The following is a 14,105-nucleotide window of genomic DNA, read 5'->3' as shown; positions in this document are numbered from 1 at the left end:
GAAAAGGGGAGTCTCTCACTATAAGGTGAGGGACTTGCCGTTTGTTATATGAAAAATGATAACGTTTCGTTCTTTTCGTAAGTATTGGCTTACGAAAGGAACGAAACTCTACTAAGGTGATTATATGCAACGTTATTTTGTAGAAGAGAAATATGTAAATGAGACAAGTATTCGCATTGTAGGTGATGACGTACATCATATAGCAAGAGTGATGCGTATGTCAGCTGGTGATTACATTTATTGCTGTGTAAACGGAAAAACAGCCGTATGTTCAATTGATGAAATTACCAGTGAATTTATTCATACGGCTATTGTAGAATGGGTAGAGACGTCAAGTGAACTTCCTGTTTTCGTGACGATTGCAAGTGGACTGCCGAAAGGAGACAAGCTAGAGTTAATTTTTCAAAAAGGAACTGAGCTTGGGGCAGCTGCATTCTTACCATTTCAAGCATCTCGCTCTATCGTAAAATGGGATGCGAAAAAAGCTGATAAAAAAGTTGAGCGTTTAAGAAAAATTGTGAAAGAAGCTGCGGAACAATCACATAGAAGTGAAATTCCAGAAGTACACACCCCAGCATCGTTTAAACAATTGCTGTCAATGAGTGGTGAGTATGATGTTTGCCTTGTTGCTTACGAAGAGGAAGCGAAACAAGGCGAGAAATCTAATTTTGCGAAAGCTTTAACGATGATGAAACCAGGTCAAAAGCTATTGATTGTATTTGGCCCAGAAGGCGGTTTAGCTGAGGAAGAGATTACAGCGCTTCGTGAACATAAATTTGTACCATGTAGTTTAGGACCAAGAATTTTAAGAACAGAAACGGCGCCGTTATACGCGTTAAGTGCTGCTTCGTATCATTTTGAATTGATGGGGTGATGATCAATGTCAACTGTTGCGTTCCATACGTTAGGTTGTAAAGTAAACCACTATGAAACAGAAGCCATTTGGCAATTGTTTAAACAAGGTGGATATGAAAGAACTGAATATGAAAAGAAAGCTGATGTATATGTTATCAATACATGTACAGTAACAAATACGGGAGATAAGAAAAGTCGTCAAGTTATTAGACGTGCTGTTCGTCAAAACCCAGATGCGGTTATTTGTGTAACGGGATGTTATGCACAAACATCTCCAGCGGAAATTATGGCGATTCCAGGTGTAGATATTGTAGTTGGTACACAAGATCGTGAAAAGATGTTAGGATACATCGAAGAATTCCGTAAAGAGCGTCAGCCAATTAATGCTGTCCGCAACATTATGAAAACACGTGTATACGAAGAACTGGATGTACCTTACTTCACGGATCGTACACGTGCATCTTTAAAAATACAAGAAGGTTGTAATAACTTCTGTACATTCTGTATTATTCCTTGGGCGCGTGGTTTAATGCGTTCTCGCGATGGGAAAGAAGTTATTAAACAAGCGCAGCAATTAGTAGATGCAGGCTATAAGGAAATCGTATTAACAGGTATTCATACAGGTGGATACGGTGAAGATATTAAAGATTATAACTTAGCTGGATTACTTCGTGATATGGAAGCGGAAGTAGACGGATTAAAACGTCTTCGTATTTCTTCTATTGAAGCGAGTCAGATTTCAGATGAAGTAATTGAAGTGTTAGATAAGTCTGAAGTAGTTGTACGTCATTTACACATTCCGTTGCAATCTGGATCTAATACTGTATTAAAGCGTATGCGTCGTAAATATACGATGGAATTTTTCCAGGAGCGCTTAGATCGTTTGAAAGAAGCGTTACCAGGTCTTGCGATTACATCAGACGTAATCGTTGGTTTCCCAGGTGAAACAGAAGAAGAATTCATGGAAACATACAATTTCATTAAAGAGAATCGCTTCTCTGAGTTGCACGTATTCCCGTACTCAAAACGTACAGGAACACCTGCAGCGCGTATGGAAGATCAAGTTCCTGAAGATGTGAAGAATGATCGTGTTCACCGTTTAATTGAACTATCTAATCAATTAGCGAAAGAGTATGCATCACAGTTTGAAGGAGAAGTACTTGAAATTATTCCAGAAGAACAATTTAAAGAGGGCGACCGTGAAGGCCTATATGTAGGTTATACAGATAACTACTTGAAAATTGTATTTGAAGGATCAGAAGAATTAATCGGTAAATTAGTGAAAGTAAAAATCACAAAAGCTGGTTATCCATATAACGAAGCGCAATTTGTTCGTGTCCTTGAAGATGATGTGAAAAAGGAATCAGCAAGCGCATAAAGTGAAACTTTAATGAGCGTGGGATTCATTCCCCGCTCATTATTAGCCCGCACCAATCGGGATAAAAAAGCATGCAAACGGAAACGATTTGCATGCTTTCTTTTTTAGTGGAGAAGTTAAGTACTGAAAATGTACGAAATGAGTAGTTTTTCCGTACGTTTCTGCATGAAAAAAGGTATAATGACAAAAATATAGTTGCCTTCAGGGGAAAAGATAACAGCTATCTGCATAGTTTTTGAAAAAGGAAGAGCATCTATTCTTCTTTTATTCTGTCAAATAGTTGACCTGAAGTGATAAAATGTATTATAATCGTAAAAGACATGCTGAAGAAGTGTTTCTTTTTGCATGCTGGAGTTAGTATGTAAGTGTGATGTTTCGGAGGGAGGGAAAGAGAATGTCAAAAACAGTCGTTCGTAAAAACGAGTCTTTGGAGGATGCACTTCGCCGTTTTAAAAGATCGGTTTCTAAAACTGGTACACTTGCTGAAGCAAGAAAGCGCGAGTTTTATGAAAAACCAAGTGTAAAACGTAAGAAGAAATCTGAAGCGGCAAGAAAGCGTAAATTCTAAGAGAGGGTGTAAGTTATGAGTCTTCTCGGTCGTTTAAACGATGATATGAAACAAGCGATGAAGAATAAACAAAAAGAAAAATTAACCGTCATTCGTATGGTTAAGGCTGCTTTACAAAATGAAGGTATTAAACTACAGCATACTCTTACTGAAGAAGAGGAACTAACAGTTTTAGCTCGTGAAGTAAAACAGCATAAGGACTCCCTCCTTGAATTTAAAAAAGCTGGTCGTGAAGACCTTGTTAATAAACTGCAAAGTGAAATTCAGATTTTAAGCGCATATTTGCCGGAGCAATTAACGGAAGAAGAGCTAGTTGATATAATCAAGCAAGTTATTTCTGAAGTTGGTGCGACGTCTAAAGCAGATATGGGTAAGGTGATGACTGCTGTTATGCCGAAAGTAAAAGGTAAAACAGATGGATCGCTTGTGAATAAGCTGGTTATCCAGCTATTAGCATAAAAAAACGTCTCATTTCGTATGAGACGTTTTTTTATGCTTTTTTCAGTTTGGACGTGATATTACAAGCTCTTTTTTCATACATATGGGATGAGAGGGGGTCTTTTGGGATGAAAAAATTAGAACAAATGAAGAATTGGTTAACGAAGCAAATAGACCTACCAGTGGATGTGCTAATGGATCTACCTCGGATCACGCTTGTTGGGCAAGTGCATATCTATATAGAAAATCATCGAGGTTTATTAGTGTTTTCAGATAAAGAAGTAAGATTGTTGTTAAAACATGGTCAGTTATTGATTAAGGGGCAGTCCTTTGTTATTAAAACAATCCTTCCGGAAGAACTTTTGCTTGAAGGGATAATTGAGCAAGTGACGTTTTTAGAAGACGAACAGAAAGAGAAGTAAGGGAAACTTCCGTATGTGAAGTTTTTCTTCTTTATTCTAATGATTTGTCCCTACTATTTAAGTTTATCCCGCTTTAATGGGCAGTAAGCCCCCGCCTCAAAATTCAGCGAAAGCAAAGAAGTTAGGTGGGGGTCGGGCTATCCATTAAAGTCCAATTGGTGAGGGCTGATTAAAGTCTCACTTTATCCCGCTATTTATGGAAAATAAAACTCTTTATTTCATTTTCGTACGAGCTATTTTGCTAATTAAAGTGAAAAGTAGTGTGTCTACTTTTGGAAAGGTAGTGAAGGTAGTAGATGAAAAATAAATGGTTTATAAAGTGGCTTGGATATGTGAAGGTACGAATTGAAGGTAGAGGAGCGGAGCGGTTTGTTAACGAATGTGTGCGTAGAAAATTATTAGTTTGGGACGTTAAGAAAATCGCCGATGAAACGTTAGTCTTTTGTATGCTATTACGAGATGTGAAAAAAATAAAGCCGATTTATAGAAAAAATGAGTGTAAACTATATTTTATTGGGCGTTACGGTTTTCCATTTTGGAATAAGCGCTTAATTAAAAATAGTGGATTCTTAATTGGTTTTTTAATTTTCTTCTTTGGTATGATTGCATTATCGAATATGGTTTGGAAAATTGAAATTACAGGAGCGAAACCTGAAACAGAATATATATTGATGAAAGAATTGGACAAAATGGGTATTAAAAAAGGAAAATTACAATTCCAAATGCCTAGTGTAGAAGATGTACAACGTCATTTGACGGACAATATTAATGCGATTACTTGGGCAGGACTAGAAGTAAGGGGAACGACGTACCATTTTAAAATTGTTGAAAAAAATGAGCCGAAAAAAGAAAAAGAACAAAGGCCGCAAAATTTAGTGGCAAAAAAAGAAGCGATTGTTACAAAAACATTTGTTGAAGTTGGAAAACCAGTCGTTTTAAAAAATGATCATGTAGAAAAAGGGCAGCTTCTCGTATCAGGGATATACGGTAATGAGGAGAGTCCAACCATTGTTTCGGCGAAAGGTATTGTATATGGAGAAACGTGGTACACCTCTGAGGTGAATGTACCACTCAAGACGCAATTTCAAGTATATACTGGTAATACGTATAATGAGCATTACCTTACATTTGGGAGTACAAAAATAAAAATATGGGGATTTCAGCATGATAAGTATAAACGTTCTCGTACGGAAAGTGTAAAACATGATGTGAAATTATTTGGTTTTACACTGCCGATTGCATATGAAAAAGATGTAGTGCGAGAAGAGGAAGAGGCGAACCGAGAATATACAGAAAAACAGGCAATGAAAGTAGCGAAAGAAATGGCCGAAAAAGAACTAAAGAAAAAATTGGATGAACATGCTATGATTGTAAGTGATAAGATTTTGAGTAAAGAGGTTGAGGCGGATCAACTAAAAGTCACTTTGCATTATACTGTGATTGAAAATATTGCAGAGCCACAACCAATATCCGAATCCGATATTCAAGGAGACTGAGTAATGGCAGAACAATTAGTAGAAATGAACCAACAATTGGAAAATACTAACGAAGCAATCGCTCTTTTTGGAGTCAATGATGCTCATTTGAAAGTAATTGAACGGGAACTGAATGTATCAATCGTAACTAGAGGTGAAACTGTTCATGCATCTGGAGCAGTTGAAACTGTGACACTCGTAGAAAAAATCTTACAACAACTACTTGTTGTTATTCGAAAAGGTGTGTCAATTACAGAAAGAGATGTTGCGTATGCAATTCAGCTCGCACAACAAGGGAAAATTGCTCAATTTGAAGAGTTATATGAAGAAGAAATCTTTAAAACGGCAAAAGGTAAATCCATTCGTGTAAAAACGATGGGACAAAGAAGATATATTCATGCAATGAAGAAAAATGATATTGTATTTGGAATAGGACCTGCCGGGACTGGGAAAACATACTTAGCTGTAGTAATGGCTGTAAGAGCTTTAAAGCAAGGGTATGTAAAGAAAATCATTTTAACGAGACCGGCTGTAGAAGCTGGAGAAAGTTTAGGATTTTTACCAGGTGATTTGAAAGAGAAGGTAGATCCGTACTTACGTCCATTGTATGATGCTCTGCACGATATTCTTGGACAAGAATATACGCAGCGTATGATGGAGAGAGGTGTAATTGAAATCGCGCCTCTTGCTTATATGAGAGGACGTACGCTCGATGATTCATTTGTTATTTTAGATGAAGCGCAAAATACAACGGGTGCACAAATAAAAATGTTTTTAACTAGATTAGGTTTTAGTTCTAAAATGGTTATTACGGGGGACCCTTCACAAGTAGACTTACCAAAGGGGGTAAAATCAGGGCTTACGCTAGCCGCTAACATTTTATCTGGTGTATCAGGTCTTTCATTCATTACGTTAGAACAAACGGACGTTGTAAGGCATCCACTGGTACAACGTATTATTGAGGCATATGATAAAATGGAATGATCCTATTTGTCAGGATCATTTCTTTTTGTATTAAGGTTGGCGAACGGCATATTTTTTACTATCATAAAAGATAAGAGAAATAAACTATAGGTACTGGTGTATAAAAATGTTACCTAAAAGTATCGTTGGCTAGAAGAAATGAAAGCTATAAATAGTTTCACTTTATTTCTAGAGAGGAGAAGGTATTGAAATCATGTTAAGATCTCAAGAAATTTCTAAGTGGTTTCGTAATTTACAACATTCGAAAAAACTAAGTTGGATTTCTTACGTTTTATTAGGAGCAGTGCTGTTTTTCGCACTTATGAATAATGTGAAACCAGAGCAATTAGATGTTGATATGTATTCTATTGCGAAAAAAACAATTCATTCTCCTATTAAAATTGAAGATAAGGTTATAACGGAAAGAAAAAAACAAGAGGCCGCTCAAAAAGTCGGGGATCAATATACATATAGAAGTGAATATAAACAAAATAGAGTAGATATTGTAAATGATGTTTTTGCTAAGGTGAATGAAGTAATTCAGGAGATGAAAGCTGCTGGACCTGAAGAGCAAAAAAAGATGACCGATGCGAATAAATTAGAAAAGTTGAAGAAGAAGTTGCCATCTAATTTAACGAAGGAATTATCGGATGAGAATTTATTATACTTTATTAATGCAGAACCGGATCAATTAGAATTAGCAAAGAATGCGGCTTTAACGTCTGTTAGCGTTATCATGGGTGGAAATATTAAAATGTCCGAAGAAATGGCAGCGAAAGAGCGATTTGTTAATGAAATGAAAAGCCTGAATGTGAATAGCGGATTGAAAGAAGCTGTGAATGCGCTAGGATCATATGCGATTACAGCAAATTATTTCTATGACCCGGCTGTAACGAAAGAGAAGAAGAAAGCAGAAGAAGATTTAGTTCCACCTGTTTATATTCTTCAAGGACAAGTTATTGTTAGAGAAGGTGAAACAATTTCAAGTGATATGTATAATCAGTTGAAATTAGTCGGTTTATTAGAAAAAGGTAATAGTTTTCAGCCTTATGTTGGATTAGCGGTGCTCATTGGTGTGTTACTATACTTTATGCATAAACAGTTTGAAGTATTTTTACAGCGGAAAAGAGAAGACAAACCGTACATTTTAGCGTATATTACAATTTTGTCTATCACGATTGTTTTAATGAAAATTATTAGTTTGTTTCAAAAGCTTGAATATGCAGGAATTGCGTATGTTGTCCCAGTTGCGATGGGAACGATACTTGTAAAACTAATGATTGGCGATCGATTTGTATTTTTAACAAGTATGATTTTTTCTGTGTGCGGAAGTATTATGTTTAATGAAGGAGTAACAAGTACACTAAATTATAGTGTAGGCATTTATGTGTTATTAAGTTCATTATCAGTGAGCATTTTCTTAAGAGAAAAAAATCGTCGTACGATGATTTTACAAGCTGGTATACTCGTTTCAATCTTAAATGTAGTCGTCTTGGCGGCGTTATTATTATTACGTAATGGGAATTTTTCGCCTCTTGAAATTGGTACCCAATTATTAATGGCTTCCCTTTCAGGAATTATCTCATCCGTTTTGGCTATGGGGATATTACCATATTTAGAAAGTGGACTTGGAATTGTATCAAGTATGAAGCTTATGGAATTATCAAGTCCGAATCATCCGCTGTTGCGTAGAATTTTATTAGAAGCGCCAGGGACATATCACCATAGTGTAATGGTAGCGAATCTTTCTGAGGCGGCTTGTGAAGCAGTTGGAGCAAATGGTGTATTAGCGCGTGTAGGGGCTTACTATCATGATGTAGGAAAAACAGTACAACCACAATTCTTTATTGAAAACCAGATGGGAATTGAAAATCCGCATGATAAATTAGATCCTGTGACGAGTAAAGATATTATCATTGCTCATGTAACCGATGGAGTAAAGATGCTCGAAGAATACCATATTCCGCAAGAAATTATCGATATTGCTGGACAACACCATGGTACAACGCTCCTGAAATATTTTTATTATAAGGCGATTAAAGAAGATAAAGAAAAATATACAGAAGAGATGTTCCGTTATCCGGGATCAAAAGCAACTTCTAAAGAATCGGCAATCGTTGGTATTGCGGATAGTGTTGAGGCAGCGGTACGTTCTATGAATCACCCAACGCCAGATCAAATTAATAATTTAGTACAAAGTATTATTAAAGATCGCCTGCAGGATGGGCAATTTAGTGAATGTGATTTGACATTTAAGGAACTACAAATCGTTGGAAAAACGTTATGTGAAACGTTAAATGGTATTTTCCATTCGCGTATTACATATCCGGAACCACCGGAAGATAAGGAGAAAGAATGAGTTTATTAATTGATTTCATTGATGAAACAGAAGAAGTGAAAGAAGAGTATGTGAATTTAATTCGTGAGATATTAGGGAAAGCAGCTCAAATGGAAAAAATAGAGGATGGTGCAGAGTTATCAGTAACATTTGTAGATAACGAACGCATTCGCGAGATTAATCGTGATTACCGAGATAAGGATCAGCCTACTGATGTCATTTCTTTTGCTATGGAAGAAATGGGAGAAGGAGAAATGGAAATTGTAGGTGTAGAGATGCCGCGTATGTTAGGTGATCTTATTATTTCTATTCCGAGAGCGAAAGAACAAGCTGAAGAGTATGGACATTCTTTTGATCGTGAACTTGGCTTTTTAGCGTTACATGGCTTTTTACATTTACTTGGTTATGACCACATGACAGAAGAGGATGAAAAAGAAATGTTCGGAAGACAAAAAGAAATTTTAGAAGCATTTGGATTAGGACGATGAAAAAAGGAAAACTTATAGATAGTTTTGGGTATGCTATAGTCGGTATATTCTTTTGTCTTCGTCATGAACGAAATATGAAAATTCATTATTTAGCCGCAGTTGTTGTTATATGCTGCGGCTTTTATTTCCATATTACAAAAGTAGAATGGATGGTATTACTTATTGTAATAGGAATTGTAATGAGTTTAGAGATGGTAAATACGGCTGTGGAAAAAACAGTAGATTTAGCGACTACCGATATACATCCGTTTGCGAAAGTCGCAAAGGATGTCGCGGCGGGAGCGGTTTTATTGTTTGCGATAATAGCCGTTATAATTGGTGCTATTATCTTTTTACCGTATGTGGTATAGTTGCATTCCAAAGCTTTTCTTAAGCTTTGAAGGTGCCGTAAAGGCCTTTAATAAGAGAGTGTATCTATTCACAGCTGTGAACAGGAAGGATGCGGGAATATGAATGGTCAACAATTAATTCAAGAAGCAATCGAAGCGCGTAAACAAGCGTACGTACCATATTCTAAATTTCAAGTAGGTGCAGCATTATTAACGCAGGATGGAAAAGTATATCGTGGATGTAATGTTGAGAATGCTTCATATGGCTTATGTAACTGTGCAGAAAGAACAGCTTTATTTAAGGCGGTTTCTGAAGGAGATAAAGAGTTTGTAGCTATCGCAATTGTGGCGGATACGAAGCGTCCAGTACCTCCTTGTGGAGCATGTCGACAAGTTATGGTAGAATTATGTAAACAGGATACGAAAGTATACCTATCAAATTTACATGGTGACGTTCAAGAGACAACAGTCGGGGAATTGTTACCAGGAGCATTTTTAGCGGAGGATTTACATGAATAGAAAAGGTTATAAATCAGGTTTTGTCTCTATTATTGGCAGACCGAATGTTGGGAAATCTACATTTTTAAATCGTATTATTGGTCAAAAAATTGCTATTATGAGTGACAAGCCACAAACAACTCGTAATAAAATTCAAGGTGTATATACAGAAAATGATTCACAAGTAATTTTTATTGATACACCAGGAATACATAAACCGAAACATAAACTAGGCGACTTCATGGTGAAGATGGCGCAAACGACATTAAAAGAAGTTGATATCGTTCTATTTATGGTGAATGCTGTTGAAGGCTTTGGTCGTGGTGAAGAATTCATCATCGAGAAGTTAAAAGAAACGAAACAACCAGTATTTTTAGTTATTAATAAAATTGACCAAGTTCACCCAGAACAATTATTAGAGCTAATTGATCAATATCGCAAATTACATGACTTTGCAGAAATCGTACCAATTTCTGCATTAGACGGTAATAACGTAGAGGCCCTAATTGGTACAATTAAAAAGTATTTACCGGAAGGACCACAATACTACCCAGATAATCAAGTAACGGATCATCCGGAGAGATTTATTATTGCAGAGCTTATTCGTGAGAAAGTACTACATTTAACACGTGAAGAAGTGCCGCATTCTGTAGCTGTTGTTATCGATGCAATTCAAAAACGTGAGGGCGGGGCAGTTTATATTAATGCAACGATTGTTGTGGAACGTCCGTCGCAAAAAGGGATTATTATCGGAAAACAAGGGAAGATGTTAAAAGAAGTCGGTAAGCGAGCTCGTTTTGATATTGAAGCATTACTTGGTTCTAAAGTATTTTTAGAAGTATGGGTAAAAGTGCAAAAAGATTGGCGTAATAAAATGTCTCAGCTTCGTGACCTTGGTTTCCGCGAAGACGAGTATTAAAATAGAGTAAAGCTGTAATCAGCGGATGTTTTGTTCATCCGCTGATTATTGGTTTTTACGAGTTTTGATAAATTAGGAAAAATTTTTCTCACATGAAAATGGACAAAATGGGTCAATTTAATAACAACAAAGGAAATTGGTTTATAGGCTACGCTTATTGAGAAAGGTGGATTCTTATGCTAGATTTTACCTGGAAGTTTTTCTCCAAAACAGGAAGCATTGAGACGTATTTGCTTTTGAAAGAAATGGAAAAAGACGTAAACGATGAGATGGATCAACATGAAGAGGAGCTAGCGCATTTAGACTCTCCAATTTCTTGACCCGTTTTGTTCAAACCTTGGATGGTGACGAACATGTTTCAAAAAGTTGAGGGCATCGTTATCCGTACGACAGATTACGGAGAAACGAACAAGATTGTTACAATATTCTCAAGAGAATTGGGTAAGGTAAGTGCAATGGCAAGAGGAGCGAAAAAACCGAAAAGCCGGTTAGCATCTGTTTCGCAACTTATGACACATGGTCATTTTCTTATTCAAATGGGATCTGGACTTGGAACTTTGCAACAAGGCGAGATTATTTCAACTATGAAAGAAATTCGCGAGGATATATTTTTAACTGCTTATGCATCATTTATTGTTGAGTTAACTGATAAAGCAACAGAAGATAAAAAACATAATCCGTATTTATTTGAAATGTTATATCAAACGTTGCATTATATGTGTGAGGGTGTTGATCCAGAAGTATTATCATTAATTTATCAAACGAAAATGCTTCCGGTATTAGGGATGCGCCCGTACTTTGATACATGTGCGATTTGTCATCAAGAAACAGATTTTGTCGCCTTCTCTGTTAGGGAGGGCGGTTTTCTGTGCTCACGTCATGCTGAGCAAGATCAGTATCGTATACCAGTGGGGGAAGCCGTTCATAAATTATTGCGTCTTTTCTACCACTTCGATTTACATAGACTTGGCAATGTATCAGTGAAGGATAGCACAAAAAAACAAATGCGTTTAGTATTGAATACATATTATGATGAATATTGCGGGATTTATTTGAAATCAAGACGTTTCTTAGAACAACTTGATAAGTTTCAAATATAATTTGGGGCCGTATACGGTCCTTTTTACATCCTTTCTTTTTCGAATAGCATATTTAGTATATAATATTTAAGAGATAGTATAACTTTTTTCGTTGTGCATTAAAGGTGGTGATTATCATAGAGCTGAATAAACGGCAAGAACATATCATTCAGATTGTAAAAGATCACGGTCCTATTACAGGGGAGTCAATTGCTGCGCAATTGGGATTAACACGTGCAACGCTAAGACCAGACTTAGCAATTTTAACGATGGCTGGTTATTTAGAAGCACGTCCACGCGTAGGTTATTTTTATACGGGTAAAACTGGGGGGCAGTTATTATCTGAAGCTGTTAAGAAAATTAAAGTACAAGATTATCAATCTAGACCGGTTGTAATTGATAAAAATGTATCGGTATACGATGCGATTTGTACTATGTTTTTAGAGGATGTAGGTACATTATTCGTTGTAGATCAATCGACTCTATTAGTAGGCGTTGTATCTCGTAAAGATTTATTACGAGCTAGCTTAGGGAAGCAGGATTTAACCTCACTTCCGGTTAATATTATCATGACAAGGATGCCAAACATTGCGATGTGTCGTAGAGAAGATTCTTTATATGATATTGCGATGGAATTAATAGAAAGACAGATTGATGCGATGCCAGTTGTAAAAGATACGAAACAAGGTTTAGAAGTGGTTGGACGAATTACAAAAACAAATATTACACGTGCGTTTGTAAACTTAGTAAATAACGAATAAGTGTAATTTGTTTAAAGTGAGGTAATGTAATGGATAATAAAATCGTATATGTCGTATCTGACTCTGTAGGAGAAACGGCTGATTTGGTTGTTCGAGCAGCAATGGGGCAATTCCCATTTGCTCCTGATATTAGACGTGTGCCGTATGTAGAAGATACAGGGACATTAAAAGAAGTGATTTCGATTGCTAAGAGCAATCAAGCACTTATTTGTTTTACGTTAGTAAAGCCTGACATGCGCCAATATTTAGTGACAGAGGCTGCAAAAGAAGGTGTAGAGGCATATGATATTATTGGTCCTCTAATCGATCAAATTGAAGAAATTACTGGGCAAGTGCCTAGATATGAGCCTGGTGTTGTTCGTAGGTTAGATGAAGAATACTTTAAAAAGATTGAAGCGATTGAGTTTGCTGTGAAGTATGATGATGGTAGAGATGCACGTGGTATTTTAAAAGCAGATATCGTGTTAATTGGGATTTCGCGCACATCAAAAACACCACTTTCTCAATATTTAGCTCATAACAAACGTTTGAAAGTTGCCAACGTACCACTAGTACCAGAAGTAGATCCGCCTGAAGAATTATATCAAGTGGCTAAAGAAAAATGCTTCGGTTTGAAAATTACGCCAGAGAAGTTAAATCATATTCGAAAAGAGCGATTGAAATCACTTGGACTAAGTGATGGAGCAACATATGCCAATATTAATCGTATTAAAGAAGAGATTGATCACTTTGAGAATGTAGTTAGTAAAATAAATTGTCAAGTAATTGATGTATCGAACAAAGCGATTGAAGAAACAGCTAACATTATTGTGAATGCAGTGCAAAACCAAAAAATGTTTTAGCACATTTACCAAAGGTGAATGTGCTTTTTTCGCTCGTGAGAAACACAGTGCCTGCTGATTTCGTAATAGATGATAGCGAAGTGGTTATGCTTATATTTTTCGGTCTTTTTATTATGCTAAAGGTAGGGTTTCGCTATCCTGAAATAGAAGATGAAAAAATAAAGGGATATGTAGCGTAGTTGAAGAAAATATATTATAATAAAAAATTGTGATAAAAACCTATATTTTACGTTTAGACTTTAATTTTTCAGAATAAACTAGGGATAGGATTTAAGAAATGACATGTAATTACGTTAAATCGACAAAATCTATACAAGAAAACGCACATTATGGAAGGATTCGCAGAAGGGATGTAGAATACAGAAATATGCAAAACATCAATATGGTATGAGTTGATGCAGATGCATATACTGTGAAGGCTGACAATTGTGCGAGCTGGAACGAAATTTCATGTCAAAATTTTGTTTGTCACATCGTATGCTCATCGTTTAAGGAAGCAGCGAGGGAATTTGGATCTATGTAGATGCTGAATAAGCAAAAGTTGATTTCTTTATATGTATCAACATGCAAAAAACAGATCTCGTGATCACATAGGATATGATGCTTGCTAGTCTTCTTATGAAAAAGTGCATATGTATTGTCTCCATGAGGTACATTTGTAATAGATGAGCAAATGGATACAATTTTATATAGTAGGTACGTATCTGCGAAGTTACGCAGAAAAGGGTCTGCAAAATCGCTTGATAACGTGA

At 36.3% G+C, this 14,105-nt stretch carries 17 protein-coding genes; all 17 read left to right on the top strand.

What is annotated here, in order from left to right; all coding sequences use genetic code 11:
• Positions 1 to 124 precede the first annotated feature (124 nt).
• The 17 genes from PDQ40_RS12430 (at position 125) to PDQ40_RS12350 (ending at position 13,532) form a co-directional block, all read left to right on the top strand.
• A complete protein-coding gene (locus tag PDQ40_RS12430) occupies positions 125 to 874 on the top strand; it encodes a 16S rRNA (uracil(1498)-N(3))-methyltransferase (protein ID WP_220778335.1) in 750 nt (249 codons plus the stop codon).
• A 6-nt stretch (positions 875 to 880) separates the two neighbouring features.
• Positions 881 to 2,233 carry a tRNA (N(6)-L-threonylcarbamoyladenosine(37)-C(2))-methylthiotransferase MtaB gene (gene mtaB / locus PDQ40_RS12425; RefSeq protein ID WP_000108677.1) on the top strand — a complete coding sequence of 451 codons (1,353 nt, stop codon included), beginning with the start codon at positions 881 to 883 and terminating at the stop codon, positions 2,231 to 2,233.
• 394 nt (positions 2,234 to 2,627) lie between these two features.
• A complete protein-coding gene (gene rpsU, locus PDQ40_RS12420) occupies positions 2,628 to 2,801 on the top strand; it encodes a 30S ribosomal protein S21 (RefSeq protein ID WP_000048061.1) in 174 nt (57 codons plus the stop codon).
• A gap of 15 nt (positions 2,802 to 2,816) precedes the next feature.
• Entirely contained in the window at positions 2,817 to 3,260 is a 444-nt protein-coding gene (locus PDQ40_RS12415) for a GatB/YqeY domain-containing protein (protein WP_000054571.1), read from the top strand.
• Positions 3,261 to 3,367: 107 nt separating this feature from the next.
• On the top strand, positions 3,368 to 3,661 hold the full coding sequence (gene yqfC / locus PDQ40_RS12410; RefSeq protein ID WP_000732266.1) for a sporulation protein YqfC: 294 nt from the start codon (positions 3,368 to 3,370) through the stop codon (positions 3,659 to 3,661).
• A 296-nt stretch (positions 3,662 to 3,957) separates the two neighbouring features.
• Entirely contained in the window at positions 3,958 to 5,157 is a 1,200-nt protein-coding gene (gene yqfD, locus PDQ40_RS12405; protein ID WP_000792485.1) for a sporulation protein YqfD, read from the top strand.
• 3 nt (positions 5,158 to 5,160) lie between these two features.
• Entirely contained in the window at positions 5,161 to 6,120 is a 960-nt protein-coding gene (locus PDQ40_RS12400; RefSeq protein WP_000840516.1) for a PhoH family protein, read from the top strand.
• 193 nt (positions 6,121 to 6,313) lie between these two features.
• Positions 6,314 to 8,458 (top strand): HD family phosphohydrolase, encoded by a 2,145-nt coding sequence (locus tag PDQ40_RS12395; RefSeq protein WP_000946450.1) that lies wholly within the window; start codon positions 6,314 to 6,316, stop codon positions 8,456 to 8,458.
• Complete coding sequence (gene ybeY, locus PDQ40_RS12390; protein ID WP_000054692.1) at positions 8,455 to 8,925, top strand: rRNA maturation RNase YbeY; 471 nt, start codon at positions 8,455 to 8,457, stop codon at positions 8,923 to 8,925. Before PDQ40_RS12395 ends, ybeY begins: the two co-directional genes overlap by 4 nt.
• Entirely contained in the window at positions 8,922 to 9,275 is a 354-nt protein-coding gene (locus PDQ40_RS12385; protein WP_000715482.1) for a diacylglycerol kinase family protein, read from the top strand. The genes ybeY and PDQ40_RS12385 overlap by 4 nt, the downstream gene beginning before the upstream one ends.
• Before the next feature lie 99 nt (positions 9,276 to 9,374).
• Positions 9,375 to 9,773: a cytidine deaminase gene (locus PDQ40_RS12380; protein WP_001014347.1), complete on the top strand. Its 399-nt coding sequence runs from the start codon at positions 9,375 to 9,377 to the stop codon at positions 9,771 to 9,773.
• Entirely contained in the window at positions 9,766 to 10,671 is a 906-nt protein-coding gene (gene era, locus PDQ40_RS12375; protein WP_001080241.1) for a GTPase Era, read from the top strand. The genes PDQ40_RS12380 and era overlap by 8 nt, the downstream gene beginning before the upstream one ends.
• Positions 10,672 to 10,847: 176 nt before the next feature.
• Positions 10,848 to 10,991, top strand: a complete 144-nt coding sequence (locus tag PDQ40_RS12370; protein ID WP_000883924.1) for a YqzL family protein — start codon at positions 10,848 to 10,850, stop codon at positions 10,989 to 10,991.
• 33 nt (positions 10,992 to 11,024) lie between these two features.
• On the top strand, positions 11,025 to 11,771 hold the full coding sequence (gene recO / locus PDQ40_RS12365; protein WP_000487010.1) for a DNA repair protein RecO: 747 nt from the start codon (positions 11,025 to 11,027) through the stop codon (positions 11,769 to 11,771).
• Between the two features lie 107 nt (positions 11,772 to 11,878).
• Positions 11,879 to 12,511 (top strand): helix-turn-helix transcriptional regulator, encoded by a 633-nt coding sequence (locus tag PDQ40_RS12360; RefSeq protein ID WP_000583759.1) that lies wholly within the window; start codon positions 11,879 to 11,881, stop codon positions 12,509 to 12,511.
• 29 nt (positions 12,512 to 12,540) lie between these two features.
• The gene (locus PDQ40_RS12355) at positions 12,541 to 13,353 is read left to right on the top strand and encodes a pyruvate, water dikinase regulatory protein (RefSeq protein WP_000368943.1); all 813 of its coding nucleotides are present in this window, start codon (positions 12,541 to 12,543) and stop codon (positions 13,351 to 13,353) included.
• Between the two features lie 35 nt (positions 13,354 to 13,388).
• Positions 13,389 to 13,532, top strand: coding sequence for a hypothetical protein (locus PDQ40_RS12350; RefSeq protein WP_154644226.1), 144 nt, complete (start codon positions 13,389 to 13,391; stop codon positions 13,530 to 13,532).
• Positions 13,533 to 14,105: the final 573 nt, after the last annotated feature.

The organism is Bacillus cereus group sp. Bc061, assembly GCF_027715825.1.
Taxonomy (GTDB): domain Bacteria; phylum Bacillota; class Bacilli; order Bacillales; family Bacillaceae_G; genus Bacillus_A; species Bacillus_A paranthracis.
Note: the sequence above shows the minus strand (reverse complement) of the source record. Positions and strands in the feature narration are given on the sequence as shown.